This is a genomic window from Agromyces salentinus, assembly GCF_009749395.1.
In the GTDB taxonomy this organism is placed as follows: Bacteria; Actinomycetota; Actinomycetes; order Actinomycetales; family Microbacteriaceae; genus Agromyces; species Agromyces salentinus.
In genome coordinates this window covers 22,420-48,609 of sequence record NZ_WBIR01000021.1, presented here as the reverse complement: position 1 = coordinate 48,609, position 26,190 = coordinate 22,420, and the positions used below count along the sequence as shown (strand labels likewise).

The 26,190-nt window shown below is 70.5% G+C and carries 24 protein-coding genes; 17 read left to right on the top strand and 7 right to left on the bottom strand.

The window, feature by feature from the left end:
* Window positions 1–13 precede the first annotated feature (13 nt).
* Window positions 14–919, bottom strand: coding sequence for a type I pantothenate kinase (gene coaA / locus GQQ95_RS16825; RefSeq protein ID WP_212275540.1), 906 nt, complete (start codon window positions 917–919; stop codon window positions 14–16).
* A 132-nt stretch (window positions 920–1,051) separates the two neighbouring features.
* Between coaA and glmS the strand changes: the two genes are divergently transcribed.
* The 10 genes from glmS (at window position 1,052) to GQQ95_RS16775 (ending at window position 9,092) form a co-directional block, all read left to right on the top strand.
* Complete coding sequence (glmS, locus tag GQQ95_RS16820) at window positions 1,052–2,902, top strand: glutamine--fructose-6-phosphate transaminase (isomerizing) (protein WP_157428775.1); 1,851 nt, start codon at window positions 1,052–1,054, stop codon at window positions 2,900–2,902.
* A gap of 19 nt (window positions 2,903–2,921) precedes the next feature.
* Window positions 2,922–3,284, top strand: a complete 363-nt coding sequence (locus GQQ95_RS16815) for a holo-ACP synthase (protein ID WP_157428774.1) — start codon at window positions 2,922–2,924, stop codon at window positions 3,282–3,284.
* Window positions 3,281–4,444: an alanine racemase gene (alr, locus tag GQQ95_RS16810; protein WP_157428773.1), complete on the top strand. Its 1,164-nt coding sequence runs from the start codon at window positions 3,281–3,283 to the stop codon at window positions 4,442–4,444. The genes GQQ95_RS16815 and alr overlap by 4 nt, the downstream gene beginning before the upstream one ends.
* Complete coding sequence (gene tsaE / locus GQQ95_RS16805; protein WP_157428772.1) at window positions 4,444–4,995, top strand: tRNA (adenosine(37)-N6)-threonylcarbamoyltransferase complex ATPase subunit type 1 TsaE; 552 nt, start codon at window positions 4,444–4,446, stop codon at window positions 4,993–4,995. The genes alr and tsaE overlap by 1 nt, the downstream gene beginning before the upstream one ends.
* A 9-nt stretch (window positions 4,996–5,004) precedes the next feature.
* Complete coding sequence (gene tsaB, locus GQQ95_RS16800) at window positions 5,005–5,625, top strand: tRNA (adenosine(37)-N6)-threonylcarbamoyltransferase complex dimerization subunit type 1 TsaB (protein ID WP_157428771.1); 621 nt, start codon at window positions 5,005–5,007, stop codon at window positions 5,623–5,625.
* Window positions 5,622–6,206 carry a ribosomal protein S18-alanine N-acetyltransferase gene (gene rimI, locus GQQ95_RS16795; RefSeq protein ID WP_157428770.1) on the top strand — a complete coding sequence of 195 codons (585 nt, stop codon included), beginning with the start codon at window positions 5,622–5,624 and terminating at the stop codon, window positions 6,204–6,206. The genes tsaB and rimI overlap by 4 nt, the downstream gene beginning before the upstream one ends.
* Window positions 6,203–7,258: a tRNA (adenosine(37)-N6)-threonylcarbamoyltransferase complex transferase subunit TsaD gene (tsaD, locus tag GQQ95_RS16790; RefSeq protein WP_157428769.1), complete on the top strand. Its 1,056-nt coding sequence runs from the start codon at window positions 6,203–6,205 to the stop codon at window positions 7,256–7,258. The genes rimI and tsaD overlap by 4 nt, the downstream gene beginning before the upstream one ends.
* A 130-nt stretch (window positions 7,259–7,388) precedes the next feature.
* Window positions 7,389–7,925: a DUF4190 domain-containing protein gene (locus tag GQQ95_RS16785; RefSeq protein WP_170297110.1), complete on the top strand. Its 537-nt coding sequence runs from the start codon at window positions 7,389–7,391 to the stop codon at window positions 7,923–7,925.
* Window positions 7,926–7,953: 28 nt separating this feature from the next.
* Window positions 7,954–8,556, top strand: a complete 603-nt coding sequence (locus GQQ95_RS16780; protein ID WP_157428767.1) for a DUF4190 domain-containing protein — start codon at window positions 7,954–7,956, stop codon at window positions 8,554–8,556.
* Window positions 8,557–8,561: 5 nt separating this feature from the next.
* On the top strand, window positions 8,562–9,092 hold the full coding sequence (locus GQQ95_RS16775) for a DUF4190 domain-containing protein (RefSeq protein WP_157428766.1): 531 nt from the start codon (window positions 8,562–8,564) through the stop codon (window positions 9,090–9,092).
* Here the strand turns inward: GQQ95_RS16775 and GQQ95_RS16770 are convergent.
* A complete protein-coding gene (locus tag GQQ95_RS16770; RefSeq protein ID WP_157428765.1) occupies window positions 9,071–10,291 on the bottom strand; it encodes a class I SAM-dependent methyltransferase in 1,221 nt (406 codons plus the stop codon). The two genes, GQQ95_RS16775 and GQQ95_RS16770, sit on opposite strands and share 22 nt — an antisense overlap.
* 130 nt (window positions 10,292–10,421) lie before the next feature.
* Here GQQ95_RS16770 and groES point away from each other — a divergent pair, with 130 nt between their 5' ends.
* The 3 genes from groES (at window position 10,422) to GQQ95_RS16755 (ending at window position 13,439) form a co-directional block, all read left to right on the top strand.
* Window positions 10,422–10,718 (top strand): co-chaperone GroES, encoded by a 297-nt coding sequence (groES, locus tag GQQ95_RS16765; protein WP_022889766.1) that lies wholly within the window; start codon window positions 10,422–10,424, stop codon window positions 10,716–10,718.
* A gap of 203 nt (window positions 10,719–10,921) precedes the next feature.
* The gene (gene rarD, locus GQQ95_RS16760) at window positions 10,922–11,875 is read left to right on the top strand and encodes an EamA family transporter RarD (RefSeq protein ID WP_425482588.1); all 954 of its coding nucleotides are present in this window, start codon (window positions 10,922–10,924) and stop codon (window positions 11,873–11,875) included.
* Window positions 11,876–12,152: 277 nt separating this feature from the next.
* Window positions 12,153–13,439 carry an ABC transporter substrate-binding protein gene (locus GQQ95_RS16755; protein ID WP_157428764.1) on the top strand — a complete coding sequence of 429 codons (1,287 nt, stop codon included), beginning with the start codon at window positions 12,153–12,155 and terminating at the stop codon, window positions 13,437–13,439.
* Window positions 13,440–14,033: 594 nt separating this feature from the next.
* Here GQQ95_RS16755 and GQQ95_RS16750 read toward each other — a convergent pair.
* The 4 genes from GQQ95_RS16750 to GQQ95_RS16735 all read right to left on the bottom strand — a co-directional run bounded on the left by GQQ95_RS16750 (window position 14,034) and on the right by GQQ95_RS16735 (window position 18,107).
* Window positions 14,034–14,774, bottom strand: coding sequence for an ABC transporter ATP-binding protein (locus tag GQQ95_RS16750; protein ID WP_157428763.1), 741 nt, complete (start codon window positions 14,772–14,774; stop codon window positions 14,034–14,036).
* Window positions 14,771–15,769, bottom strand: coding sequence for an ABC transporter ATP-binding protein (locus GQQ95_RS16745; protein WP_157428817.1), 999 nt, complete (start codon window positions 15,767–15,769; stop codon window positions 14,771–14,773). Before GQQ95_RS16745 ends, GQQ95_RS16750 begins: the two co-directional genes overlap by 4 nt.
* Window positions 15,770–15,833: 64 nt before the next feature.
* Window positions 15,834–16,814, bottom strand: coding sequence for a branched-chain amino acid ABC transporter permease (locus GQQ95_RS16740; RefSeq protein WP_157428762.1), 981 nt, complete (start codon window positions 16,812–16,814; stop codon window positions 15,834–15,836).
* Between the two features lie 9 nt (window positions 16,815–16,823).
* Entirely contained in the window at window positions 16,824–18,107 is a 1,284-nt protein-coding gene (locus tag GQQ95_RS16735) for a branched-chain amino acid ABC transporter permease (RefSeq protein ID WP_157428816.1), read from the bottom strand.
* Between the two features lie 333 nt (window positions 18,108–18,440).
* Here GQQ95_RS16735 and guaB point away from each other — a divergent pair, with 333 nt between their 5' ends.
* The gene (gene guaB / locus GQQ95_RS16730; RefSeq protein WP_157428761.1) at window positions 18,441–19,943 is read left to right on the top strand and encodes an IMP dehydrogenase; all 1,503 of its coding nucleotides are present in this window, start codon (window positions 18,441–18,443) and stop codon (window positions 19,941–19,943) included.
* A 1-nt stretch (window position 19,944) separates the two neighbouring features.
* Here the strand turns inward: guaB and GQQ95_RS16725 are convergent, their stop codons facing one another.
* Window positions 19,945–21,096 carry a MalY/PatB family protein gene (locus tag GQQ95_RS16725; RefSeq protein ID WP_212275534.1) on the bottom strand — a complete coding sequence of 384 codons (1,152 nt, stop codon included), beginning with the start codon at window positions 21,094–21,096 and terminating at the stop codon, window positions 19,945–19,947.
* 148 nt (window positions 21,097–21,244) lie between these two features.
* On the opposite strand from GQQ95_RS16725, the gene GQQ95_RS16720 reads away from it, so the two are divergent.
* The 3 genes from GQQ95_RS16720 to GQQ95_RS16710 all read left to right on the top strand — a co-directional run bounded on the left by GQQ95_RS16720 (window position 21,245) and on the right by GQQ95_RS16710 (window position 26,081).
* Window positions 21,245–22,945 carry an ABC-F family ATP-binding cassette domain-containing protein gene (locus GQQ95_RS16720; RefSeq protein WP_157428759.1) on the top strand — a complete coding sequence of 567 codons (1,701 nt, stop codon included), beginning with the start codon at window positions 21,245–21,247 and terminating at the stop codon, window positions 22,943–22,945.
* 52 nt (window positions 22,946–22,997) lie between these two features.
* A complete protein-coding gene (locus GQQ95_RS16715; protein WP_157428758.1) occupies window positions 22,998–24,125 on the top strand; it encodes a GuaB3 family IMP dehydrogenase-related protein in 1,128 nt (375 codons plus the stop codon).
* Window positions 24,126–24,230: 105 nt separating this feature from the next.
* Entirely contained in the window at window positions 24,231–26,081 is a 1,851-nt protein-coding gene (locus GQQ95_RS16710) for a glycerol-3-phosphate dehydrogenase/oxidase (protein WP_157428757.1), read from the top strand.
* The last annotated feature ends 109 nt before the right edge of the window (window positions 26,082–26,190 follow it).

Genomic DNA, 26,190 nt, shown 5'->3' with positions numbered 1-26,190 from the left:
TGGCCGAACGGCGTCAGAGCTTGCGCAGCAGCACGGTCGACACCGAGTGGTCGGGGCTCTTGCGCAGCACCAGCGAGGCCCGCGACCGGGTCGGGCGGATGTTCTGGAGCAGGTTCGGTTCGTTGATCGAGCGCCAGATCTCGCCCGCACGTGTGCGCGCCTCCTCCTCGGTGAGGCTCGCGTAGCGGTGGAAGTACGAGCGCGGGTTCGCGAACGCGCCGCGCTGGAGCTTCAGGAACCGTTCCTCGTACCAGCGCGCGATGTCGCTCGTGCGAGCGTCGACGTAGATGGAGAAGTCGAAGAGGTCGCTGACGGCGAGGCGATGGCCGGGCCCCGGCGGCTGCAGCACGTTCAGCCCCTCGACGATGAGCACGTCGGGCCGTCGCACGGTCACGGCCGCGTCGGGCACGATGTCGTAGGCGAGGTGCGAGTAGAAGGGGGCCCGGACCTCGGGGGCGCCGGCCTTGACGTCGCTCACGAAACGGAGCAGTGCGCGACGGTTGTACGACTCCGGGAATCCCTTGCGCGTCATGAGGCCGCGCCGTTCGAGCTCGGCGTTCGGGAACAGGAACCCGTCCGTCGTGACGAGTTCGACGCGCGGGGTGTGCTCCCAGCGGGCCAGGAGTTCGCGGAGCACGCGAGCGATGGTCGACTTGCCCACGGCGACCGAACCGGCCACGCCGATGACGAAGGGGGTGGATTCGACGCGCTCGCGGAGGAACTCGCCGGTCGCGCTGCGGAGCGACTTCGTGCCGCCGACGTAGAGGTTCAGGAGTCGGCTCAGCGGCAGGTAGACCTCGGCGACCTCGCGCATGTCCAGCGGTTCGCCGAGGCCTCGCAGTTGGACGATCTCGGTCTCGCTCAGTGGTGCGGGGACCGAGGGCGCGAGCGCCGCCCAGTCGGCCCGACCGAGTTCCATGAACGGTGAGAACTGGGTGACGGGCGTGGACGAGGTCTGCGGATCCGGCACCTCGACAGTCTAGTGTCGCCGGTCCCGGCGTTCGGAGACGGGCGGGCGGGCGGCTCGGTCCGGCCACGTAGAATCGAGCCCATGTGTGGAATTGTCGGTTACGTCGGGGCTCGCAGCAGCGTCGACGTGCTCATGGGCGGCCTGAAGCGCCTCGAATATCGCGGCTACGACTCGGCGGGAGTGGCGATCGTCGACGACGACGGCGCGATCGAGACCGCCAAGCGCGCGGGCAAGCTCAAGGTGCTCGCCGACGAGCTCGCGGCGAATCCGCTGCATGCGGGGCGCACCGGCATCGGGCACACGAGGTGGGCGACCCACGGCGGGCCGACCGACCGCAACGCCCACCCGCACCTCGGCGACGAGGGCCGCCTCGCCCTGATCCACAACGGCATCATCGAGAACTTCTCCGAGCTCAAGCAGGAGCTCGAGGCCGAGGGCCACACGTTCGAGTCCGAGACCGACACCGAGGTGGCCGCGGTGCTGCTCGGCCGCGAGGTCCGCCGCACGGGCGACCTCCGCGAGGCGTTCCGCGCGACCGTCGGCCGGCTCGAGGGCGCGTTCACGCTCCTCGCGGTGCACCGCGATGCGCCCGGGCTCGTCGTCGGCGCCCGTCGCAACTCGCCGCTGGTGATCGGCCTCGGCGAGGGCGAGAACTTCTTCGGGTCGGATGTCGCCGCCTTCGTCGAGTACACCAAGCGCGCCGTCGCGATCGGCCAGGACCAGATCGTCGCGATCACGGCCGACGACGTCGTCGTCACCGACTTCGACGGCGTGCCGGTCGAGGTCGAGCCCTTCGAGGTGGCCTGGGACGCCTCGGCGGCCGAGAAGGGCGGGTGGAGCTCCTTCATGCGCAAGGAGGTCTCGGAGCAGCCAGAGGCCGTCGCGAACACGATCCGGGGCCGGATCGTCGAGGGCGAGGTGCACATCCCCGAGTTGGAGTCCTTCGGGGATGACGAGCTCCGCGGCATCCGGCGCATCACGATCGTCGCCTGCGGCACCGCGTCCTATGCCGGTCTCGTGGCGAAGTACGCGATCGAGCAGTGGGCGCGCGTGCCCGTCGAGGTCGAGCTGAGCCATGAGTTCCGCTACCGGGAGCCCGTCATCGACGACACCACCCTGGTGCTCTCGATCAGCCAGTCCGGCGAGACCATGGACACCCTGATGGCGGTCAAGTACGCCCGCGAGCAGGGTGCCCGCACCATCTCGATCTGCAACACGCAGGGCGCGACGATCCCGCGCGAGTCGGATGCCGTCGTCTACACGCATGCCGGTCCGGAGGTCGCGGTCGCCTCCACGAAGGCGTTCGTCGCACAGATCACGGCGCTGTACCTGTTCGGGCTGCACCTGGCGCGCGTGCGGGGCACGCTCTCCCGCGAGGCGCTCACCGAGGCGCTCACCGAGTTGCAGGAGATCCCCGCCAAGATCGAGACGGTGCTCGGTGAGTCCGAGCGCGTCGCGCAGTTGGCGCACTGGATGGCCGACACCCGCTCCGTGCTGTTCCTGGGTCGCCATGTCGGGTTCCCGATCGCGCTCGAGGGCGCGCTGAAGCTCAAGGAACTCGCCTACATCCATGCCGAGGGCTTCGCCGCCGGCGAGCTGAAGCACGGTCCGATCGCCCTCATCGAACCCGGCCAGCCGGTGTTCGTCGTGGTTCCGAGCCCGCGAGGCTCGGCCAGCCTGCATCCGAAGGTCGTCTCGAACATCCAGGAGATCCGCGCTCGTGGCGCGCGCGTCATCGCGATCGCCGAGGCCGGCGACGCCGCGGTGCTCCCCTTCGCCGACGAGGTCATCCGCATTCCCCTCGCCGCGCCCCTGTTCGAGCCGCTCCTCGCCGTCGTGCCCCTGCAGGTCTTCGCCATGGAGTTGTCGCAGGCCAAGGGGCTCGACGTCGACCAGCCGCGCAACCTCGCGAAGTCGGTGACGGTGGAGTGAGTCCGTCGGGGGCGTCCTCGTGATCATCGGCATCGGCATCGACGTGGTCGACATCGCCCGGTTCGAGCGGTCGATCGCGCGGACCCCGGCCCTCGTCGAGCGCCTGTTCGCCCAGAGCGAACGCGGTCGGCCCGCTCGATCGCTCGCCGCCCGGTTCGCCGCGAAGGAGTCGCTCATCAAGGCGCTCGGCGGTCACGCCGTGGTCCGCTGGCACGAGATGAGGATCGTGCAGGACGCCGAGGGCAACCCCGACTTCGAGCTCTCCGGCGGGCTCGCCGAGCATGTGCGTTCGCTTGGCGTCGCTCGGGTGCACCTGTCGATGAGCCACGACGCGGGCATCGCGAGCGCATTCGTGATCCTCGAGACCGGGGATCCGGCGTGACGCCGCCCCGCGAGGCGGAGGCCGCCGAGGCACGCGCGGTCGAGCTCGTACGCGAGGCCCGCATCGACCTCGATGCGGTTCGTCGCAACGTCTCCACGATCGCCGAACGCGTGCACCCGGCGGCGGTCATGGTCGTGGTCAAGGCCGATGCCTACGGCCACGGCGCGGTGCCCGTCGCCGAGGCGGCCCTCCGGGCCGGCGCGACCTGGCTCGGCGTCGCGGATCTCGCCGAGGCCTTCGCCCTCCGAGACGCCGGCATCACCGCGCCGGTGCTCGCCTGGCTCCACGACGCCGACGCGCCGTTCGCGCGAGCCGTCGAGCGCGACGTCGACCTCGGCATCTCCTCGCTCGACCAGCTCGAGTCCGCCGCACGCGTCGCGGCCGAGGCGACCACGACCGCGAACGTGCACCTCAAGATCGACACCGGCCTCAGCCGCAACGGCGTTCCCCCCGAGCAGTGGCAGGCCGTGGTCCAGGCCGCCGCCGCGCACGAGCGGGCCGGCCGCATCCGGGTCAGGGGCGTGTTCAGCCATCTCGCGAACACCAGCGCCGAGACGGATGCCGCGCAGCTGGCGTCGTTCGAGCGCGCGCTCGCGGCGGCATCCGCTGCCGGACTCGCGCCCGAGGTCAGGCACCTCGCGTCGACCGCGGCTGCGCTCCGGCTGCCCGAGGCGCGGTTCGACCTCGTCCGCATCGGCATCGGCACCTACGGGGTGACGCCGTACGGCGACGGCACCACGGCCGCCGACCTGGGCCTGACCCCGGCCATGACGTTGCGCGGGCGGATCATCGCCGTGCGACGCGTCGAGCCGGGCACGGGCGTCTCGTACGACCACACGTGGCACGCGCCCCGCGCGACCACCCTCGCCCTCGTCCCGCTCGGCTACGCCGATGGGATCCCGCGGCAGGCCTCCGGCCGAGGCGAGGTCCTGCTCGCCGGCCGCCGCCGTCCGGTGGTCGGGCGCATCGCCATGGACCAGTTCGTCGTCGACGTCGGCGAGGACGCCGTGGCAGTCGGGGATCCCGTCGTGCTCTTCGGAGATCCCGCATCGGGAGCGCCATCGGCCGACGACTGGGCCGCGGCCGCCGACACGATCGGCTACGAGATCGTCACGCGCATCGGCACGCGCGTCGTCCGCACCTACGAGGGGCGCGCCTGATGCGGCTCGAGATCGCGGATGCCGCGGGCATGGAGGCGTTCGGGCGCGACCTCGGTGCGCAGCTGCGCGCGGGCGACCTGCTGGTGCTGACCGGTCCGCTCGGCGCGGGCAAGACGACCCTCACGCGGGGCATCGGCGCCGGGCTCGGGGTGCGCGGGCCCGTGCAGTCGCCGACCTTCGTCCTGGCCCGTACGCATCCGAGTCTCGTCGGAGGACCGCCACTGGTCCACGTCGACGCCTACCGGCTCGGCAGCCCAGAGCTCGTCGAGGACCTCGACCTCGACTTCGCCGGTTCGGTCGTCGTCGTCGAATGGGGCGCGGGCCTGCTCGACGACGTGAGCCCGTCCTGGCTCGAGGTCGAGATCGAACGGCCGCAGGGCGCGGCGGGTGGCGCCGCAGGGGATGTCGCCGGGCAGACGCCGCACGCCGGCGACGGGCCCGTCCTCGACGACGCCGACGCCGAGTTCCTCGGGGCCGACGAGCCACGGGTCGTCTCGGTCCGCGGCTTCGGCCCGAGGTGGGCGGCCACCTCGTACGCGGACCCTCGGTAGGCTTGACCCATGCTGCTCGCGATCGACACCTCGACGGGCACGAGCGTCGCCGTGGTCGACCATGGGGCCGGCGTGATCGCCGAAGCCGGGACACCAGACACCATGCGGCACGCCGAGGTCGTGGGCGACCTGATCCGGCAGGCGCTCGCTGCGGCGTCCATCACCCCGTCGCGGCTCTCCGGCGTCGCCGGGGGCATGGGGCCGGGCCCGTTCACCGGCCTGCGGGTGGGCATCGCCGCCGCACATGCGTTCGCCCTCGGGATCCGGCGCCCGTTCGTGCCGGTCGTCAGCCACGACGCGGTCGCCTGGCTCTGGTACCACGAGGGCGGCGACGGCCCGATGCAGGTCGTGACCGATGCCCGCCGCCGTGAGTTCGCCGTCTCCGCCTACGACGGGCTCGACGACGCGGGTCTCCCGATCCGTGCGGTCGGGCCGCAGCTCGTGCCCCGCGACGAGGTGCCCGAGCGCGACGGTGCGCGCGTGGACGCGAGCACCGTCTCGGCCGGCGGCATCGGCATGGTCGCGGAACTGGCCTTCGCGGCCGGGCGGCTGCCGCTGACCGGTGACGCCCCGCTCTACCTCCGTGCCCCCGACGTCACGCCGTCCGCCGGGAAGCGGGTGCTGCGATGAGCGTGTTCATGCGCCGCGCGCGCCTCGACGACGTCGCCCCGATCATGACGCTCGAACGCGCGACGTTCGCGAACGACGCCTGGTCGGAGCAGATGATGCGTGCCGAGATCGAGGGGGAGCACGGCTACTACCTCGTCGCCGTCGACGAGGATGCCGAGAACCCCGACGAGCGACTGCTCGGCTACGCGGGGCTGTACGCCCCCGCCGGCACCGGAGACGCCGATGTCCAGACGATCGCCGTCGCGCCGTTCACCCGCGGCATCGGCCTGGGCCGCGGGCTCATGCACGCGCTCATCACGCACGCCAGGCGCATGCGCGTCGCCCGCGTGTTCCTCGAGGTGCGGGCCGACAACCCGATCGCGAAGGCGCTCTACGACTCCCTCGGGTTCGTCGAGATCGGCGTCCGCCGCGGCTACTACCAGCCCGACGGCGTCGACGCGATCGCCATGCGGCTCGACGTCCCCGAGGCGGTGACCCGCCCCGCGGCATCCGACGCTCCGACGGCCCGCCGGCAGGTCCCGGGCACCGCGACGACGCCGGCACGCGGCATCCGACCGTCCAGCACCGGGGAGACGGCATGAACCGCGACCAACCTCTCGTGCTCGGCATCGAGACCTCCTGCGACGAGACCGGCATCGGCATCGTGCGCGGCACGAGCCTGCTCGCCAACGTCATCGCCTCCTCGATGGACGAGCATGCGCGCTACGGCGGCGTCGTGCCGGAGGTCGCCGCCAGGGCACATCTCGAGGCGCTCGGCCCGACCATCGAGGCTGCGCTCGAGGAGTCCGGCGTGACGCTGGACGAACTCGACGCGGTCGCCGTGACCAGCGGGCCGGGCCTCGCGGGTGCGTTGATGGTCGGCGTCGGAGCCGCGAAGGCCCTCGCGCTCGCGATCGAGCGCCCGATCTACGCGGTCAACCACCTCGTGGGTCACGTGGGGGCCGACCTCCTCGATGCCGATGCGCCGCTCGAGACGCCGACGATCGCCCTCCTGGTCTCCGGGGGTCACACGTCGCTCCTCGTCGTACGCGACCTCGTCTCCGACGTCGAACTGCTCGGCGAGACCGTCGACGATGCCGCCGGCGAGGCGTTCGACAAGGTCGCGCGCGTCCTCGGACTGCCGTATCCGGGCGGGCCCGAGATCGATCGGGCGGCCGCCGGCGGAGACCCGAAGGCGATCCGCTTCCCGCGCGGCCTCACGCAGGCGAAGGACCAGGCGGCGCACCGCTACGACTTCAGCTTCTCGGGCCTGAAGACCGCGGTCGCGAGATGGGTCGAGCAGCGCGAGGCCGCCGGCGAACCGGTGCCGATCGCCGACGTCGCGGCGAGCTTCCGCGAGGCGGTCGCCGACGTGCTCGTGACGAAGGCGGTGGCGGCGTGCACCGACCTCGGGGTCCCGCGACTCCTGCTCGGCGGCGGCGTCGTCGCCAACGCACGCCTCCGCGAGCTCGCGCAGGAGCGAGCGGATGCCGCGGGCGTGGCGCTGCGCATCCCGCCGCTGTCGCTCTGCACCGACAACGGCGCGATGATCGCCGCACTCGGCGCCCAGCTCATCATGGCCGGACACGAGCCCTCCGGCCTCTCGTTCGGCGCCGACTCCACGCTGCCGGCGACCGAGGTCCAGGTCTCCTGACGACGCCGTCACAGGTGTGCGGGGCGGGTCTCCCGCGCTAAAGTGGCGAACGGGGGGCGGACGTCGCTTCCGCACGCATCGATCCGAACCGGGCCACGACCTGGTTCGGCACAGCATCGAGGAGATCATCGTGACCGATCCGAACGTACCGAGCAAGCCCGAAGGCACGCCCGACGTCCCGTCCGCACCCGATCTTCCCGAGACGTCCGAGTCCGCCACGACGGCAGCCTCGACCCCCGCCGCTCCCGAGGAGCCGCTCTTCGTCGACGCGCCCACCGCGCCCCCGGCCGCGCCGGCCGTCGACTTCGGTGCCGCGGCATCCGCGCCTCCGGCACCTCCCGCCCCCGCCTACGGTGCTGGGGCGCCCTCGTACGGCGCGCCGGCGTACGGCGCGGTTCCCGAGGCCCCGAAGACGAACGTCCTCGCGATCGTGTCGCTCGTCGCCTCCCTGGTCGGCTTCTTCACCGGCGTCGGGTTCCTGGTCGGCATCATCTGCGGCCACATCTCGCTCGGACAGATCAAGAAGACGGGTGAGCAGGGGCGGGGCATGGCGATCGCCGGCCTCGTCATCGGTTACATCGGCATCGTGATCTCGGTGATCATCATCATCGTGACGATCGTGCTCTTCGCCTCGCTGGCCGCGGTCAACGGGTCGTACACCTACTGATCCGGAAGCAGAGACGGAAGACGAGCCCATGAGCGATCCGAACCTCCCAGCAGGCGCAGCAGACCCGAACACGCCGGGTACGCCCGACGCACCCGAGACGCCAGGTGCGCCCGAGGTGCCGAGCGCACCGAACCCTCCGGCAGCACCCGAGGCCCCGGCGCCCCCGGCGCCGCCCGTCCCGCCGTCCTACAGCGCGGCGACCCCGCCGCCTCCGCCGCCCCCTCCGGCCTCCGGGCCCCCGGCCTACGGCTCGGCGGACGGCTCGTCGCCGTACGGCGCGCCCCAGGCCGCGGCCCCCACGTACGGAGAGGGTGCCGCGAACCCCTACGGCTCGTCATCGCCGTCGAAGCCGACGCCCGTCTACAGCCTCATCTCGCTCATCGCGGGCATCGTGGGGCTCATCGGGTTCTTCGTCGTCTTCATCCCCATCATCGGCGGCATCATGCAGCTGTTCATCCCCGCTGCCGCGGTGGTCCTCGGCTTCATCGGGCGCAAGCGCGAGCCGGCGGCCAAGGGAATGTGGCTGACCGGTATCGTCCTGGGCTTCGTCGGGGTCGCGATCGGGCTGATCTCGATCCTGCTGTGGGCGATCTTCATCGCCGCCTCCTCGAACGAGTACACGTACTACTGAGCACGATGACCGACCCGTTCCGGAATCCCGCGGTACCGGATGCCTCGACCGAGGCATCCGGTACCGCGGTTCCGTCGCGGGTGGAACGAACCGAGGAACTGCTGCCGATGGAGCCGCTCCCGACGGTCGACCCGACGACGGGCGCCCCGCTCCCGCTCGCGGTCGCGCCGCGCCCGTTCGACCGCCCGCTCGACACCGGGGAGCTCCGAACGGTGCCGACCGGGCAGCTGCTGATCGTGCACCGCCCCGAGACCTACGAGGAGCCCGCCGACCTCGTCGAGGAGGAGACCCAGCGCCGCGTCTACAGCTGGGTCGGCGCGGTCCTCGGCGTCATCGGCGCCGCCGCCTCCCTCTTCGTCGGCTGGATGCTGCCGCTATCGATCGCGGCGATCATCTTCGGCGTCTTCGGCCTGCGCCGCGAGGAGCACGGGCGCACGCTGGCGTTCGTGGCCATCGGCACCGGCGTCGGCGGACTCGTCTTCTCCGCCGTGTGGATCGGCTACTACGCGATCGTCTACGGCGCGCTGGAGACCTGAGCGGCGCCCCGCGGCAGCCGCTCGACGAGCAGGGCCACATGACGGCCCTCCTCACGCGTCATCACGAGCGTCGCGGATGCCGCACCCTGCAGTTTCAGCCGTGTCCGGAGCGTCGCGGGGTCGATGTCGGAGCCGCGCTTCTTGATCTCGAGGGTGCCGATGCCCCGTGCACGGAGCGCCTGGCGGAGCTGGCGCTCGTCGACCGGGAGTCGCTCGAGCACGCGGAACCCCTGTGCGAACGGCGAGTCGAAGGCCGTGTCGGCGGTGAGGTAGGCGATGCCGTTCGAGAGCATCCACGCCCCCTTGGAGCGGGCGAGGTCGCCGATCAGCCGTGCTCGGATGACGGCGCCGTCGGGTTCGTAGAGGTACTCGCCGAGCGGGCCGACGGGCGCGTCCTCGCTGTCGGCGGCGGCCGTCAGCTCGTCGGCGCCGTGGTCGCCGACGATGAGCGCCGCGCGACCGACGCCGGGCCTCGCGACCGCGCCGAACCACACCCCGAGCTCGACGACGTCGCCGCCCACGGAGACCCACTGCGCCTCGGCGCCCGCCGGGATCACCTCACGATCGGTCCCGGGACCCAGCTTGACGCCGACGGCCATGCGGTCGGCCAGGCCGAACGCGAAGTCGAGGCCGGGCGTGTAGTCGGAGGCATCCGCGAGCCGTCTCGTGCGACCGCCGCCCGTGACCCGCCTGGCCGGATCGAGCCAGGCCCCGCCGATGCCGCCGAGGTGCACGTCTTCGGCGCGTTCGTGCACGACGCGCGCCTTCTCGAAGGGCGTCAGGTTGTAGGCGGCGACGGCCGCGGTGACCTCGTCCGCCTCGGCGGCCGTGACCTCGAGGTCGACGGCGGCGAGTGCCAGCGAGTCGCCGCCGATGCCGCAGCCGAGGTCGGCCACGTGGCCGATGCCGGCGCGGGCGAACCGGCCCGCGTGCAGGGCTGCGACGCGGAGGCGGGTGGCCTGCTCGAGGCCGGCCTCGGTGAAGAGCATGCGACCGGCGAAGTCGCCGAACTTCGCACGCGCCTTGGCTCGAAGCTTGGACTGCGTGAGCACGGCCGCGACCAGCGCGGGGGAGTAGCCCCGCCGGCGCAGGTCGGACACGGCGGCGACGACGTCGTCCTTGGCGTGCCACTCGGGCAGGGAATCGAGAAGCCGCAGGCCCTCGGGAGAGAGCAGTTCGACGAGCTCGGCGCGGTCCACCCGGCCACGCTAGCACCCCGTGTCGAAGTGTTGGCACTCACGTTGCACGAGTGCCAAATCGCCCCTAGACTCGATTTAGCACTCTCGCTCCGAGGGTGCTAACCAGTCTTCATTGAGAAAGAGGTCAACCGTGTCGGTTTCCATCAAGCCGCTCGAGGATCGCATCGTCATCAAGCAGGTCGAGGCCGAGCAGACCACCGCATCGGGTCTGGTCATCCCCGACACGGCGAAGGAGAAGCCCCAGGAGGGCGAGGTCGTCGCCGTGGGTCCCGGTCGCATCGACGACAACGGCAACCGCGTTCCGCTCGACGTCGCCGTCGGCGACAAGGTGATCTACTCCAAGTACGGCGGAACCGAGGTCAAGTTCGGCGGCGAGGACTTCCTCGTCCTGTCGGCCCGCGACGTGCTCGCGGTCGTCGTCCGCTAGTCGACACGAACCTTCCGAGGCCCGGATGCCCCAGTGGCATCCGGGCCTCGTCGTGTCTGCGGGCCCGGTCGGCACGCACCGCGGGCGATCGGTTCGCACGCCTGCGGGACGCACGCCGTCATGCGCCCTCGGCGGCCGGATGTCGACGAGGAACGGCAGGCGTCGCGGCATCCGCCCCCGATGGCCGGGCGTAGTGTTGGCTGGTGACATCCGGCCCAGACACCCAGCGAACCACCGTGCCCGACCGGGTCGAACTCAGCCGCTCCGGCCTCGCCTTCGCGATCGGGTCGTACCTGCTCTGGGGCTTCCTGCCCCTGTACTTCCTGGCGCTTGCCCCGAGCGGCCCATTCGAGATCGTCGGATGGCGGGTGACGCTCTCGCTGGTCTTCTGCGCGCTCCTCATCACGGTGACGGGGGCATGGCGGCCGTTCGTCGTGCTGGTCCGTGACCGGCGCATCCTCTTCACGATGGGGCTCGCCGGCGTCCTCATCTACGTGAACTGGCAGACGTACGTCTACGCGGCCGTCTCGGGCCAGGTCGTCGAGGCCGCACTCGGGTACTTCATCAATCCGATCGTCACCGTCTTCCTCGGGGTCCTGGTCCAGCGCGAACGGCTGAACCCGACGCAATGGGTCGCCGTCGGCATCTCGATCATCGCGGTCGTCGTCCTCGCGGTCGGCTACGGCCAACTGCCCTGGATCGCCCTCGTGCTGGCCTTCTCCTTCGGCGTGTACGGCCTCATCAAGAAGCGCGTGGGTCCCAAGGTCGACGCGCTCTCCGGCCTGACGCTCGAGACCGCCTGGTTGACCCCGCTCGCGATCGTGCAGCTGGTCTTCGTGGGAACGACGGCGGGTCTCACGCTCGGCACTGTGAGCACCTGGCACACCATCCTGCTGCTCCTGGCCGGCGCGGTCACCGCGGTGCCGCTGCTCCTGTTCGCGGCGGCATCCCGGCGCTTGCCGCTCATCTACATGGGCTTCATCCAGTACTTCGCCCCGTTCATCCAGTTCCTCGTGGGGGTGGTCGTGCTCAAGGAGCCGATGCCGCCGGAGCGCTGGATCGGATTCAGCCTCGTCTGGCTGGCGCTGTTCGTGCTCACGTTCGACCTGGTGCGCGGCGCGCGTTCGGCCCGCAGGCAGGTCGTGCAGCTCACCTGATGGGTCGAGCCGGCGCGGCGGATGCCCCGCGCAGGCGGTGCTCGGGAGCGGGCGCGACCCCCCGAACCGGGGTGGGCGCCGATGACCCCTCATGGCGGAATCGTGCGTGAAAGCGCCCTTCGACGGTCGTAATGTGACGGGAAGGTAACGCTTCATACAGTGTTATCGGGTTGTGACCGGGATTCCTTTGCGAACAGGCAACCGCCGAATACTGTGACAGGACGGCGTGCCTCAGCTCGCCGATTTGTATCACTTTCCTTCAGTCCCAAGGAGCAACATGAGCGTATTCGGCAAGTCCCGACCGGCTCGTTCGCGCGGCAAGGTCTGGACGGGCGTGGCGGTCACCGCTGCGAGCGCCCTCCTCCTCTCCGCTTGCGCGAGCGGAGATGCCGATTCCGGGTCCGGCGAGACCGCGGGCCCCCGCGATGAGCTGGCCCTCACCATCGGAACGGCCCTGCCGCAGACCGGTAACCTCGCCTTCCTCGGCCCGCCCGAAGAGGCCGGTGTCGCGTACGCGACGTCGCAGATCAACGAGGTCACCGACTCGACGGGCCTCACGCTCGACGTCGTCTACGGCGACTCCGGCGACACCGACAACAAGGCCTACGAGACCGAGATCCCGCGTCTGCTCGGCGAAGACGTCTCCGCCATCCTCGGCGCCGCGTCCTCCGGCACGTCGCTGCAGTTCATCGACCAGGTCGTCGGTGCGGGCGTCATCCAGTTCTCGCCGGCCAACACGTCCGACGCGTTCACCACGTACGACGACAACGGTCTGTACTTCCGTACCGCGCCGTCCGACGTGCTCCAGGGCGAGGTCCTCGGCAACCTGATCGCCGAAGACGGCAACCAGACGCTCGGCCTCATCGTGCTGAACGACTCGTACGGCACCGGCCTGGCGAAGTACGTCACGGACGCCTTCGAGGCGGCCGGCGGCGAGGTCGTCGCGGCGCCCACCTACAACACGGGTGACACGACGTTCGACGCGCAGATCAGCGAGGTGCTCGCCGCCGACCCCGACGCGATCGCACTGATCACGTTCGACGAGGTGTCGACCATGCTCCCGAGCCTCTTCGGCCAGTTCCCGTCCGACAAGCTGTACTTCGTCGACGGCAACCTGAAGAACTTCGCCGACGCGTTCCCGACCGGTTCCCTCACGGGCGCCAAGGGCACCCTGCCCGGTCTGACGATCGACTCGATCGCCGACTTCACGGGTGAACTCGACTCGTTCCTCGAGGCCGAGGGCACGCCCGCGCTCGAGGACTACAGCTACGCCGCTGAGTCGTTCGACGCGACCGTGCTGCTCTCCCTCGCCTCGCTGGCGGCGAACTCGACCGACCCGGCCGCCATCGCCGAGAAGCTGATCGAGGTCTCCGGCGGTTCCGGCGACGGCGAGAAGTGCTCCAGCTACGCGGAGTGCGCCGACATCATCGTGGGCGGCGGCACCGCCGACTACGACGGCATCTCGGGCCCGATCACGTTCGACGAGGTCGGCGACCCGACCGAGGCGTCGATCGGCATCTACGAGTTCGGCGAGGACAACAACTACGTCGCGTACGAGGGCTGATCTGAACCCAGCCTGACCCGAACCGTTGGGGCCCCGGTCTTCGGACCGGGGCCCTTTCGTGTGCCCATCACCGCCGGGCCTGCACACGCCGCTGGGCGCCATGACCCTTGGAGCGCCCGCGGCGGCGCGCGTGAGGCTCTACTACGACCGCAGTGCGGTCACCGCGAGCGCCGCAGCACCCCGCAGCACCCCGCAGGCGCCCCTCCGGGTGATGCCAAGCGATCGCGTCCGCTCGCAGATCGCGCCGCGCCGTCTGCGAACCGCGATAGGTCACGATCCGCGCTCATGGAGGGATGATGTCAAACGATCGTGACCGATCGCGGAGCTCTGTCGGGGTGTCGCCGGCGTGATCGGCTCGCGTGGCGCTGTGGCGCCGTGGCGTCCTGGCGCACCCCGAGATGACCGTGCACGTTCGAGTTCGTGCCGGCGAGCACCCCATGCCGACCACGACCCATGCTGTCAACGCGCTCGATCCGGCGACGTTCCGTCGGGCGACGAACGCGGGTTCCCACAGGTCGTTCGTGCAGGGGGCGCACGACAAGAGGGGCGGATGCCGCAGCATCCGCCCCTCCGTCGTGTGTCGAGCCGGTCGGCTCAGGTGCCGAGCGTCCCGAGGTAGAGCTCGGTGACCTTGGGGTCGTTGAGGAGCTCGCGGCCGGTGCCCGTGTAGGCGTCACGACCCTGGTCGAGGACGTATCCGCGGTCGCAGATCTGCAGGCAGCGCCTGGCATTCTGCTCCACCATGATGCACGTCACGCCGGCCTTGTTGATCTCGGAGACCCGGATGAAGGCCTCGTCCTGCCGGACGGGGGAGAGCCCGGCCGACGGCTCGTCGAGGAGCAGCACCTTCGGGTCCATCATGAGTGCGCGGCTCATGGCGACCATCTGCCGCTCACCGCCCGAGAGGGACCCCGCACGCTGCTTCAGGCGCTTGCCCAGCTCCGCGAAGATGCCCGTGACGAACTCGAGCCGCTCCTTGTAGATGCCGGGGTTCTGGTAGAGCCCCATCTGCAGGTTCTCTTCGATGGTCAGGCTCGGGAACACGTTGTTCGTCTGGGGGATGAACCCCACCCCGCGCGAGACGAGCTTGTTCGCCTTCAGGCCGGTGATGTCGGCGCCCTCGAGCTTGATCGTGCCGCCGCGCACGTTGACCTGACCGAAGATGGCCTTCAGCAGCGTCGACTTGCCGGCGCCGTTCGGCCCGATGATGCCGATGAGCTCGCCCTGCTGGGCCACGAGAGAGCAGCCATTCAGGATGTTGACACCGGGAAGGTACCCGGCGTGCACCTCGTCGACGACGACGACGGGTGCGGCGGTCGTGGTCGCGTTGGTCACTTCTTCTTCTCCTCGGTGTCGGGCTCGAACTCGGCCTCGGCCTCGGCCATGCCTGCGTTCGCGAGATCCGCGGCATCGACCGTGGTCGACGCGGCGGCATCCGTGGTGGGGTCCGCCTCCTCAGCCGTGACGCGGCCGGTCACGACGCCGAGGTCGAGTTCCTGGTGCGCGCCGAGGTAGGCGTCGATGACGGCCGGATCCTTCATGACCGTGTAGGGGTCGCCCTCTGCGACGACCTTGCCCTCGGCCATCACGACCACCCAGTCGGCGATGTGGCGGACCATGTGCATGTCGTGCTCGACGAAGAGCACGGTCATGCCCTCGTCCTTCAGGTCGAGGATGTGGTCGAGCAGCGACTGCGTGAGCGCGGGGTTCACGCCCGCCATCGGCTCGTCGAGCATCACGAGCTTCGGCTCGCTCATGAGGGCGCGTGCCATCTCGAGGAGCTTGCGCTGCCCGCCGGACAGGCTGGCGGCGAAGTCGGGCGCCTTCGTGTCGAGCTTGAACTTGGCGAGGAGGCCCATCGCGCGAGCCTCGATCTTGGAGTCCTGCGACCGCCACACGGCGGGGATGAGGCTCGTCCAGAATCGTTCGCCGAGCTGGCCCTTCGCGCCGAGCTTCATGTTCTCGAGCACGGTGAGCAGCCCGAGGGCCTTGGTCAGCTGGAAGGTGCGGACCTGGCCCAGGCGAGCCACCTTGTAGGCGGGAACGCCCGACAGCGACTTGCCGTCGAAGGTCCAGGAACCCTCGTTGGGCTTGTCGAATCCGGTGAGCAGGTTGAAGAGCGTCGTCTTGCCGGCACCGTTCGGGCCGATGAGGGCGGTGATGGCGCCACGGGGGATCTCGAGGTGCTCCACGTCGACGGCCGTGAGACCGCCGAACGTGCGACGCACGCCGTCGGCGACGATGATCGGGTCCACCTTGGCGACGCCCGGCTTGGCCTCGCCGACGTGCAGTCCGGTGGTCTTGGCACGTTCGACCGGAGCGGCCGGCATGCCGTGCGGGTCGAGCGCCGCGTCGGTCGCGGCATCCGTTGTGGGCTCGGTGGGAGCCGGGATCTCACTTGACAAAGGTCAGCTCCTTCTTGTTGCCGAGGATTCCCTGCGGCATGAAGATCACGAGCAGCATGAGCGCGACACCGACGAGGATGAAGCGCAGGGTGCCCGCCTGGATCTGCGTCATGAACGGCAGCACACCGGCCTGCACGAGTGCGGGCAGGAAATTGCTGAGGAAGGTCTGCAGCACCCAGAAGATGAGCGAACCGAGCAGGGGTCCGAACACCGTCGCGGCGCCGCCGAGGAGGAGGGCCGTCCAGACGAAGAACGTGAGCGAGGTCACGTACACGCCGGGGCTCACCGCCGAGGGCAGTGCGTACACGATGCCGCCGGCCGCGGCCAGCACACCACCGAGCACGAGCGCCTGCAGCTTGTAGGAGAAGGCGTTCTTGCCGAGCGCGCGCACGGCGTCTTCATCCTCGCGGATGCCCTTGAGCACGCGACCCCACGGGCTGCGCATAAGCGTCCACACCACGAAGACGGCGATCGCGAGTGTCACGAGTCCGAGGATGCGCACCCACCAGTCGTTCGCACTGTAGGTCCACGGGCCGATGCCGTACGTGCCCTCGGGCAGCAGGTTGGCTTCGCGGAAGCTGCCGTGGTAACCGCTCAGGCCGTCGGCGGAGCCGGTGACGTCGTCGAATGCCGTCGTCAGGAACAGCAGGCGGACGACCTCGGCTGCGGCGATCGTCACGATCGCCAGGTAGTCGCCTCGCAATCGCAGGGTCGGCACGCCGAGGATGAGGGCGAAGACCGCGGATGCCGCGAGGCCGATGATCGCCGCGAGCCACCAGGGGAGATCGAACGAGAGCACCGAGATCGCGTATCCGTAGGCGCCGATGGCCATGAAGCCGGCGATGCCCATGTTGAGGAGGCCTGCGTAGCCGAAGTGCACGGCGAGGCCGAGCGCGGCCAGGGCGTATCCGATCGTCGCCGGGCTGAGGATCGACGACGCGGTATTGGAGAGTATCTGAATCCAGTCCATGATGCGTGCCTAACCGATTCTCTCTCGTCGGCCCAGGATTCCCTGTGGCCGGAACAGCAGGATGACGATGAGGATGACGAGCGCACCCGCGTACTTGAGGTCGTCGGGGATCCAGAGTCCGGAGACTTCCACGATCACGCCGACGATGAGCGAGCCGATGAGGGCGCCGAAGGCGGTTCCGAGACCGCCGAGCGTGACGGCGGCGAACATGAGCAGCAGGATCTGTGCACCCATGTCCCACTTGATGCCCGGTCGGTAGTACGCGTAGAGCACGCCGGCGAGGCCGGCGAGGCCGCCCGCGATGATCCAGACCACGCGGACGACGTAGTCGACGTCGATGCCGGACGCCGACGCCAGCGAGGGGTTGTCACTGATGGCCCGCGTGGCCTTGCCGAGGCGGGACCGGGTGAGCCACAGCGCGAAGCCCACGATCACGACGATCGAGATCAGGATCGAGGCGATGTCGATCCAGCTCAGCTGCACGGGGCCGAACGACAGCTTCGGCGCCGAAGCGTACGGCAGCTGCGTGGTGCCGCCGCCGATGAAGAACTGGTACGTGTAGCGCATCGCGAGCGAGAGGCCGATGCTCACGATCATGAGCTGCACCACGCCGACGCGCTTGCGACGCAGAGGTCGCCAGAGCCCCATGTCCAACACGAGTCCGAGCCCGGCGCTGAGCACTACGGCGAGCGGAAGGCCGATCCAGAGCGGCAGCGCCATGGAGCCCGCGCTCACGAGGAACGAGGCTGCGACGGCGCCGAAGGTGACCATCTCGCCGTGCGCGAAGTTCGAGATGCCGGTCGTGCCGAACACGAGCGACAGGCCGATCGCCGCGAGCGCCAGCATCAGGCCGAAGTTCAGGCCCTGCACGGTGCGCTGGACGAACTGGTCCCAGATGCTGGTGACGTTTCGCTCGCCCTCTCCGATGAAGAAGTTCACGCTCACGCGCCCGCCGGCGCCGACCGTGACCTCCTTCTCATTCGGACTGTCGTCTTCGGGGTCGACCACGGCGATGCCCTCGGGGAGCGTGTCCTCGTCGAGGGTGACGGTGTACTCGTCCTTCTCGGGGACGCTCACCCGCCACTGGCCGTTCTCGTCGGTCTCGACGGTCTGCTTGCCGCCGGGGCCGTCGATCACCAACTCGACGCCCTCGAGCGGCTCACCGTCGAGTTGGACGTTGCCGCTGATGCGATACGGATCGCCCTCGGCCGCCATGGCCGGAGAAGCGGAGAGTGCGAAGACGCCGAGCATGGCGGCCGTCACGGCGAGGATGACGCCGAGGAGCCGGATCATGCGACCGGGTGGGTGCACGACGACAGGGGATGGGGATCTCACGAAACCTCCAGGTTGGGACACCACGGCGACAGGAGTCCCGTCGACCGTGAAGGAGACGTTATGAGCGTAGTGTGTCGTCCGTGTTTCGCATGCCCCACGTTCGGGAACCGCAGCCGAATCGTGAGAAACGGACGATTCCCGTCACCACGGCGCCCTCTCGCGCACAGGATGCGCGCGGGGAATACGCCCAGCCCTCACTCGCTTAGAATCGGTAGACACCGTGCAGGGCCCTTCGCGCCGGCGGCGGTGCACTTCGATGCCGACCACGCGAGAGTAGAGGGGCGCCCCCAGATGGACCAGCACGACCCGTTCGGATTCATCGGGCTCACGTACGACGACGTGCTGCTGCTGCCCGGCCCCACCGACGTCATCCCCAGCGAGGCCGACACGAGTTCCCGGCTGACGCGTCGCATCACCGTGGCGACGCCGCTGCTCTCCGCCGCCATGGACACCGTGACCGAGGCGCGCATGGCGATCGCGATGGCCAGGCAGGGCGGCATCGGCATCCTGCACCGCAACCTCTCCATCGCCGACCAGGCCGAGATGGTCGACCGCGTCAAGCGGAGCGAGTCGGGAATGGTGTCCAACCCGGTCACGACGACGCCCGACGCGACCGTTGCCGAGGTCGATGCGCTGTGCGCGACCTATCGGGTGAGCGGCCTGCCGGTCGTCGACGAGGGCGGCATCCTCGTCGGCATCATCTCGAACCGCGACATGCGGTTCGTCTCCGAGTTCGAGAAGTCGAGCACCAAGGTCGCCGACGTCATGACGAAGGCGCCGCTCATCACGGGCCGGGTCGGCATGAACCCCGACGAGGCCCTGGCGATCTTCGCCAAGCACAAGGTGGAGAAGCTGCCGCTCGTCGACGAAGCCGGCCGCCTCACCGGCCTGATCACGGTGAAGGACTTCGACAAGTCCGAGCAGTACCCGAACGCCACGAAGGACTCCGAGGGCCGCCTGCGCGTGGGCGCCGCGATCGGCTTCTTCGGCGACGCGTGGGAGCGCGCGGAGGCCCTGCGCGATGCGGGGGTCGACGTGATCGTCGTCGACACCGCCAACGGCCACTCCGCCGGCGTCATCGAGATGGTGCGTCGCATCAAGTCCGACCCCACCTTCGAGCACATCGACGTGATCGGCGGCCAGGCGGCGACCCGCGAAGGCGCACAGGCGCTCATCGACGCCGGTGTCGACGCGGTCAAGGTCGGCGTCGGCCCCGGCTCCATCTGCACCACCCGCATCGTCGCCGGCGTCGGCGTGCCGCAGATCACCGCGATCTACGAGTCGTACCTCGCCGCGCGCGAGGCCGGCGTGCCGATCATCGCCGACGGCGGCCTGCAGTACTCGGGCGACATCGCGAAGGCGCTGGTCGCCGGCGCCGACACCGTCATGATCGGTTCCCTCCTCGCCGGCACCGACGAGTCGCCCGGCGACGTGGTGTTCCAGGGCGGGAAGCAGTTCAAGCTGTACCGGGGCATGGGCTCGCTCGGCGCCATGCAGACGCGGGGCAAGAACACCTCGTACTCCAAGGACCGCTACTTCCAGGCGGATGTGCCGAGCGACGACAAGTTGATCCCCGAGGGCATCGAGGGCCAGGTCGCCTACCGCGGGTCGGTCGCAGCGGTGACCCACCAGCTCATCGGCGGCCTCCGCCAGTCCATGTTCTACGTCGGCGGTCGCACGATCGCCGAGCTCAAGGCCAAGGGCAAGTTCGTGCGCATCACGGCGGCCGGGCTCAAGGAGTCGCACCCTCACGACGTGCAGATCGTCGTCGAGGCGCCGAACTACAAGCGCTGAGCTACCGGGCGTCGGCGATCCGCGTGATCGCCTCGCCGAGCACCTCGGGCGAGCAGGCGAAGTTGAGCCGGACGTGTCCGCGCCCGACCTCCCTGCCGAAGGTCGGGCCGCTCACGAGCGCGACCCTCGCCCGCTCGAGGGCGGCCTCGGACGGGTCGTCGCCCCACCCGAGCGCGCGGAGGTCGAGCCACGCCAGGTAGGTGGCATCCGGGACCCGGTAGCCGACGTCCGGCAGTTCCTCTTCGAGGAGGTCGGCGAGCAGGCGCCGGTTGTCGTCGAGGCTGCCGAGCACGCCGTCGAGCCAGTGGCCGCCCTCCGTGAACGCCGCGATGGAGGCGATGGCGCCGAACTGGCTCATCCGCCACGACACCTCGAGCGGCATCGCCTCGCGCAGGCGGTCTCCGCGCTCGCTGTCCGTGACGATCAGGGCCGCCTTGAGCCCAGCGATGTTGAACGCCTTGGTGGCCGCGGTGACCGCGACGCCGTGCTCGCGCGCGGCATCCGACACCGTCAGGAACGGCGTGTACGGGGTCGCGGGCTGCGCGAGCGGGCCGTGCACCTCGTCGCTGACGATCGTGGCGTCGTATCCGGCCGCGAGGTCGGCGAGTCGAGCGAGCTCGTCCCGCGCCGGCACCCACCCCGTGGGGTTGTGCGGGTTGCAGAGCACCAAGGCGCGCGTTCCGGCTGCGAAGGCGGCCTCGATGGCGGGCAGGTCGAAGGACCAGCCGTCGCGGATGCCGCCGGCGAGCGGGATCTCCTCGACCACGCCGCCCGCCTCGGTCACCAGGTCGAAGAACGGCGGGTAGATCGGGGAGGTCACGATCACGCGGTCGCCGGGGGAGATCGCCTGGCGCAGCACCTCGACGATGCCCATCGAGACGTCCGCGGTGCATGTGACCCGCTCGGGGTCGGGCTCCCACCCGAGCCGGGTGGACGCGAAGCCGCGGAACGCCTCGGCGACCGCCGGCGCGAGTGAGGCGTAGCCGGTGTCGGATCGGTCGATCGCCCGGTGGAGTGCCTGGGCGATCGGCTCGGCGAGGGGGTAGTCCATCTCCGCGACGGGCAGCGGCAGCACGTCCTCGGGGTAGTTGCGCCACTTCACGCTCGTGCGCGCACGGAGGAGGTCGATCGGGTCGGCTTCGGTGCGATGCATGCGTCCAGCATGCCGCATCGGCTCGCCGCCGGGCAGGGCCGGGCTCGAGGCCGCACGGCGTCGGCTCGCGGCATCCGCTGCGGACCGATAGGCTGATCGGCTGCCTCTGGCGCCGCGACGGATCGTCGCGAATCGGAACGGATGACTCATGGGGTTCATCGACGTCAACGGCGTCTCCTTCTCGCTGCCCGACGGCCGGCCGCTGCTCGCCGACCTCGCGTTCCGGGTCGTCGACGGGCGCACGACCGCGCTCATCGGCGCGAACGGGGCCGGCAAGTCGACGCTGCTGCGCATCATCCGGGGCGAGCTCCGGGCCGACGAGGGCAGCGTGCAGGTCGACGGGGGCCTCGGCGTCATGGACCAGTTCATCGGCCACGGCCAGGCGGCAGCCGGTGCGTCGGAGACGGTCGCGGGCCTGCTCGTGTCGGTCGCCCCCGAGCGCGTCCGAGCCGCGGCGATCGAGCTCGAGGCATCCGAGGACGCCCTCATCGGAGCGGATGACACGGCCAACCAGATGCGGTACGCGACCGCGCTCGCCGAGTACGCCGAGGCCGGGGGCTACGAGCAGGAGGTCGTGTGGGACCACTGCACCATCGCGGCGCTCGGCGTCCCGTTTGAGCGGGCGAGGTGGCGTGCGCTCGCGACGCTCTCGGGCGGGGAGCAGAAGCGGCTCGCCCTCGAGGCCCTGCTGCGCGGGCCGGAGCAGGTGCTGCTGCTCGACGAGCCCGACAACTCGCTCGACGTACCGGGCAAGCGCTGGCTCGAGGGCGCGCTCCGCGCGACGCCGAAGACCGTGCTGCTCGTCTCGCACGACCGGGAGTTGCTCGCGCGCGCCGCCGACCGCATCGTGACGCTGGAGGCGAGCCCGGCGGGCAGCACCGCGTGGGTGCACGGCGGCGGATTCGAGGGCTACCACGCGGCGCGTGAGGAGCGCTTCGCTCGCCTCGACGAACTGCGCCGGCGGTGGGACGAACAGCATGTCGCCCTCAAGACCCTCGTGGCCACGTTGAAGGTGAAGGCGACCTACAACGACGGCATGTCCTCGCGGTACCAGGCGGCGCTCACGCGCCTCAAGCGGTTCGAGGACGCCGGGCCGCCCGAGGAGCGCCCGCCGGCCCAGGCGGTCTCGATGCGCCTCCGCGGGTCGCGCACGGGCAAGCGCTCGGTCGTCTGCGAGCAGCTCGAGCTCAGCGGGCTGATGAAGCCGTTCGACCTCGAGGTCTGGTACGGCGACCGGGTCGCGGTGCTCGGGTCGAACGGCTCGGGCAAGTCGCACTTCCTGCGCCTGCTCGCGGGCGGCGGCACCGAGCCCGATCGCATGCTCGGGCATGTCACCACCGTCGGTGAGGCGCTCGCCCGGGTCCCGCACGAGGGGCGCGCCGTGCTCGGCGCCCGGGTGGTTCCCGGATGGTTCGCGCAGAACCACGAACATGCCGAGTTCCGGGGTCGCACGCTGCTCGACATCCTGCATCGAGGCGATGCGAACCGCGATGGGATGGCGCGCGAGGCCGCGAGTTCCGCGCTCGACCGCTACGGGCTCGCGGGCGCCGCGCTGCAGCGGTTCGACGAGCTCTCGGGCGGCCAGCAGGCGCGCCTGCAGATCCTGCTGCTGGAGCTCAGCGGGGCCACCCTGCTGCTGCTGGACGAGCCGACGGACAACCTCGACCTCGTCTCGGCCGAGGCGCTCGAGGAGGCGCTGTCGCGCTTCGACGGCACGGTGCTCGCCGTCACGCACGATCGCTGGTTCGCACGCAGCTTCGACCGGTTCGTGGTGTTCCGCAGCGACGGCCGGGTCGTCGAGGCGGATGCCCCGGTCTGGGACGAGGCCCGGGTCGAGCGCGTGCGCTGAGCCGGCGCGCTGCCCGCCGTCCGGCGCGGGAGGAGGCGTTCGATAGGCTGTCATGGTGACCCAGGAGATCGAGATCGGCCGCTCCAAGCGGGGCCGTCGCGTGTACGCGTTCGACGACATCGCCATCGTGCCCAGCCGCCGCACGCGGGACCCCGAAGACGTCTCGGTCGGCTGGTCCATCGATGCGTACCAGTTCGACATCCCGTTCCTCGCCGCGCCCATGGATTCCGTGGTGTCGCCGAAGACGGCGATCATGATGGGGCAGCTCGGCGGCCTCGGCGTGCTCGACCTCGAGGGCCTCTGGACCCGGTACGAGGACCCCGAGCCGGTGCTCGCCGAGATCCGCAACCTCGCGCCGGAGCAGGCGACCGCCCGCATGCAGCAGCTCTACTCCGAGCCCATCAAGCCCGAACTCGTCACCGAGCGCCTGGCCGAGATCCGCGCGTCGGGCGTGACGGTCGCCGGCGCCCTCTCGCCGCAGCGCACCCAGGAGCTCTACGGCACCGTCGTCGCCGCGGGAGTCGACCTCTTCGTGATCCGCGGCACCACCGTCTCGGCCGAGCACGTGTCGAAGAACCAGGAGCCGTTGAACCTCAAGCGGTTCATCTACGAACTCGACGTGCCCGTCATCGTGGGCGGCGCATCCACCTACACGGCGGCGCTGCACCTCATGCGCACCGGAGCCGCCGGCGTGCTCGTCGGCTTCGGGGGCGGGGCGGCGTCGACGACGCGGGCCACGCTCGGCATCCACGCGCCCATGGCCACCGCGGTCGCCGACGTCGCTGGCGCTCGCCGCGACTACCTCGACGAGTCCGGCGGGCGCTACGTGCACGTCATCGCCGACGGCGGCCTCGGCACGTCCGGCGACATCGTCAAGGCGATCGCCTGCGGCGCCGACGCCGTCATGCTCGGCGCGGCGCTCGCCCGCGCGACCGACGCTCCCGGCGGCGGCTACCACTGGGGAGCCGAGGCGCATCACTCCAAGCTGCCGCGGGGCCGTCGCGTCCAGGTCGGCCAGGTCGCCGCGCTCGAGGAGGTCCTCTACGGTCCGGCGCCCGCCGCAGACGGGAGCGCCAACCTCGTCGGCGCCCTCCGGCGGTCGATGGCGACCACGGGCTACTCCGACCTCAAGGAGTTCCAGCGCGTCGAGGTCGTCGTCGCGCCGTACCAGTCGGCATAGCGCGATCGCCTCGCCGCCGCCAGCCCTCCCTCCGGGGCGCTCGCTCGGGTAGCGTGGAACCGGATCACGCGGTCGCCGTCTGCGATCGCGAGGATGGGGACGACGATGGCGACACAGAAGCCGGCCTCGGCCGGAACCGGGCGTGCGAAGGCGGCGACCTCCGCGTCGAAGCCGGCTGCGACGGGCGCGAGCTCGACGATCGGGGGCGCTGCGTTCGGCAGCCCGGCGGATGCCCCGGCATCCGTCGCCCGATCCACCAAGCTCGGCCCGGAGGAGCGTGACGCCGCGATCGCGCGGCTGAAGGAGAAGGAACTCGACATCCTCGTCGTCGGCGGCGGCATCGTCGGCACCGGCGCGGCGCTCGACGCCGTGACGCGAGGCCTGTCGACGGGGCTGCTCGAGGCGCGCGACTGGGCGTCAGGGACTTCGAGTCGATCGTCGAAGCTCGTGCACGGCGGCATCCGCTACCTGGAGCAGCTCGACTTCCGGCTCGTACGCGAGGCGCTCATCGAGCGCGGGCTCCTGCTCCAGCGCATCGCCCCGCACCTCGTCAAGCCGGTCCGGTTCCTCTACCCGTTGAAGAAGCGGGTGTTCGAGCGCATCTACATCGGTGCGGGCATGCTGCTGTACGACGTCTTCAGTTACACGGGCGGGCGCCCGCCCGGCGTCCCGCATCACCGCCACCTCTCCAAGCGTCAGGTGATGCGCGCCATCCCGTCGCTGTCGAACGACGCGCTGGTCGGCGGACTGACGTACTACGACGCCCAGGTCGACGACGCCAGGTACGTGGCATCCCTCGCCCGCACCGCCTCGTCCTACGGCGCCCACGTCGCCTCGCGGGTCAAGGTCGAGGGGTTCATCAAGGTCGGCGAGCGCGTCGTCGGCGTCAAGGCGCACGACCTGCAGAACGACGAGCACTTCGAGATCCGCGCCAAGCAGGTCGTGAACGCGACGGGCGTCTGGACCGACGACACGCAGCGCATGGTGGGGGAGCGGGGCACGTTCAAGGTGCGCGCCTCGAAGGGCATCCACCTCGTAGTGCCCCGCGACCGCATCCAGTCGGCGATGGGCATGATCTTCCGCACGGAGAAGAGCGTGCTCTTCGTGATCCCGTGGGGCCGGCACTGGCTCATCGGCACGACCGACACGGACTGGAACCTCGACAAGGCGCACCCCGCTGCGACGGCGGCCGACATCGACTACCTGCTCGAGCACGTGAACTCGGTGCTCGCGATCCCACTCACGCGCGAAGACGTCGAGGGCGTCTACGCCGGACTGCGGCCGCTGCTCGCGGGTGAGAGCGACCAGACCTCCAAGCTGTCACGCGAGCACATCGTCGCGCACACCGTGCCCGGCCTCGTGGTGGTCGCGGGCGGCAAGTGGACCACGTATCGCATCATGGCGAAGGACGCGATCGATGCGGCGGCGGATGCCCTCGACGGGCGGGTCCCGCCCTCGACCACGCAGGACATCGCCCTGCTCGGGGCCGAGGGATACCAGGCGGCCTGGAACAAGCGCAGCAAGATCGCGCGCGCCTTCGACGTGCACAAGGTGCGCATCGAGCACCTCCTGAACCGCTACGGCACGATGACCGATGAGTTGCTCGACCTCATCAGGGCGGATGCCTCGCTCGGCGAGCCCCTGCCGGGTGCCGACGACTACCTCGCGGCCGAGGTCGTCTACGCGGCATCCCACGAGGGGGCGCTGCACCTCGACGACGTGCTCGCCCGCCGCACGCGCATCTCGATCGAGGCGTGGGACCGCGGGGTCTCGGCGGCTCCCGTGGCCGCTCGGCTCATGGCCGGCGTGCTCGGGTGGGATGCCGCCCGCGAGCAGTTGGAGGTCGAGCGCTACCTCGAGCGCGTCGCCGCCGAACGCGACTCGCAGCTGCAGCCCGACGACGAGTCGGCCGACCGGGTGCGCCTCGGTGCGCCCGACATCGTGACGGTGGACTGAGCCCGGGCGTTCCCGCCGCTCGACCCAGTCGTCGCGGAGCCGGCGCCGTGAATCCGGTGGTGGCTCCGCGACGTAGACTTGACGGCATGCCCGACGCCATTCCCTCCGC

What these genes read in the sequence shown, in the direction of transcription:
- coaA (WP_212275540.1), bottom strand. Translation starts at nt 919, where the DNA reads ATGGAACTCGGTCGGGCCGACTGGGCGGCGCTCGCGCCCTCGGTCCCC.
- glmS (WP_157428775.1), top strand. Translation starts at nt 1,052, where the DNA reads ATGTGTGGAATTGTCGGTTACGTCGGGGCTCGCAGCAGCGTCGACGTG.
- tsaE (WP_157428772.1), top strand. Translation starts at nt 4,444, where the DNA reads ATGCGGCTCGAGATCGCGGATGCCGCGGGCATGGAGGCGTTCGGGCGC.
- tsaB (WP_157428771.1), top strand. Translation starts at nt 5,005, where the DNA reads ATGCTGCTCGCGATCGACACCTCGACGGGCACGAGCGTCGCCGTGGTC.
- rimI (WP_157428770.1), top strand. Translation starts at nt 5,622, where the DNA reads ATGAGCGTGTTCATGCGCCGCGCGCGCCTCGACGACGTCGCCCCGATC.
- tsaD (WP_157428769.1), top strand. Translation starts at nt 6,203, where the DNA reads ATGAACCGCGACCAACCTCTCGTGCTCGGCATCGAGACCTCCTGCGAC.
- GQQ95_RS16780 (WP_157428767.1), top strand. Translation starts at nt 7,954, where the DNA reads ATGAGCGATCCGAACCTCCCAGCAGGCGCAGCAGACCCGAACACGCCG.
- GQQ95_RS16775 (WP_157428766.1), top strand. Translation starts at nt 8,562, where the DNA reads ATGACCGACCCGTTCCGGAATCCCGCGGTACCGGATGCCTCGACCGAG.
- GQQ95_RS16755 (WP_157428764.1), top strand. Translation starts at nt 12,153, where the DNA reads ATGAGCGTATTCGGCAAGTCCCGACCGGCTCGTTCGCGCGGCAAGGTC.
- GQQ95_RS16745 (WP_157428817.1), bottom strand. Translation starts at nt 15,769, where the DNA reads ATGCCGGCCGCTCCGGTCGAACGTGCCAAGACCACCGGACTGCACGTC.
- GQQ95_RS16740 (WP_157428762.1), bottom strand. Translation starts at nt 16,814, where the DNA reads ATGGACTGGATTCAGATACTCTCCAATACCGCGTCGTCGATCCTCAGC.
- GQQ95_RS16735 (WP_157428816.1), bottom strand. Translation starts at nt 18,107, where the DNA reads ATGATCCGGCTCCTCGGCGTCATCCTCGCCGTGACGGCCGCCATGCTC.
- guaB (WP_157428761.1), top strand. Translation starts at nt 18,441, where the DNA reads ATGGACCAGCACGACCCGTTCGGATTCATCGGGCTCACGTACGACGAC.
- GQQ95_RS16725 (WP_212275534.1), bottom strand. Translation starts at nt 21,096, where the DNA reads ATGCATCGCACCGAAGCCGACCCGATCGACCTCCTCCGTGCGCGCACG.
- GQQ95_RS16720 (WP_157428759.1), top strand. Translation starts at nt 21,245, where the DNA reads ATGGGGTTCATCGACGTCAACGGCGTCTCCTTCTCGCTGCCCGACGGC.
- GQQ95_RS16715 (WP_157428758.1), top strand. Translation starts at nt 22,998, where the DNA reads ATGGTGACCCAGGAGATCGAGATCGGCCGCTCCAAGCGGGGCCGTCGC.
- GQQ95_RS16710 (WP_157428757.1), top strand. Translation starts at nt 24,231, where the DNA reads ATGGCGACACAGAAGCCGGCCTCGGCCGGAACCGGGCGTGCGAAGGCG.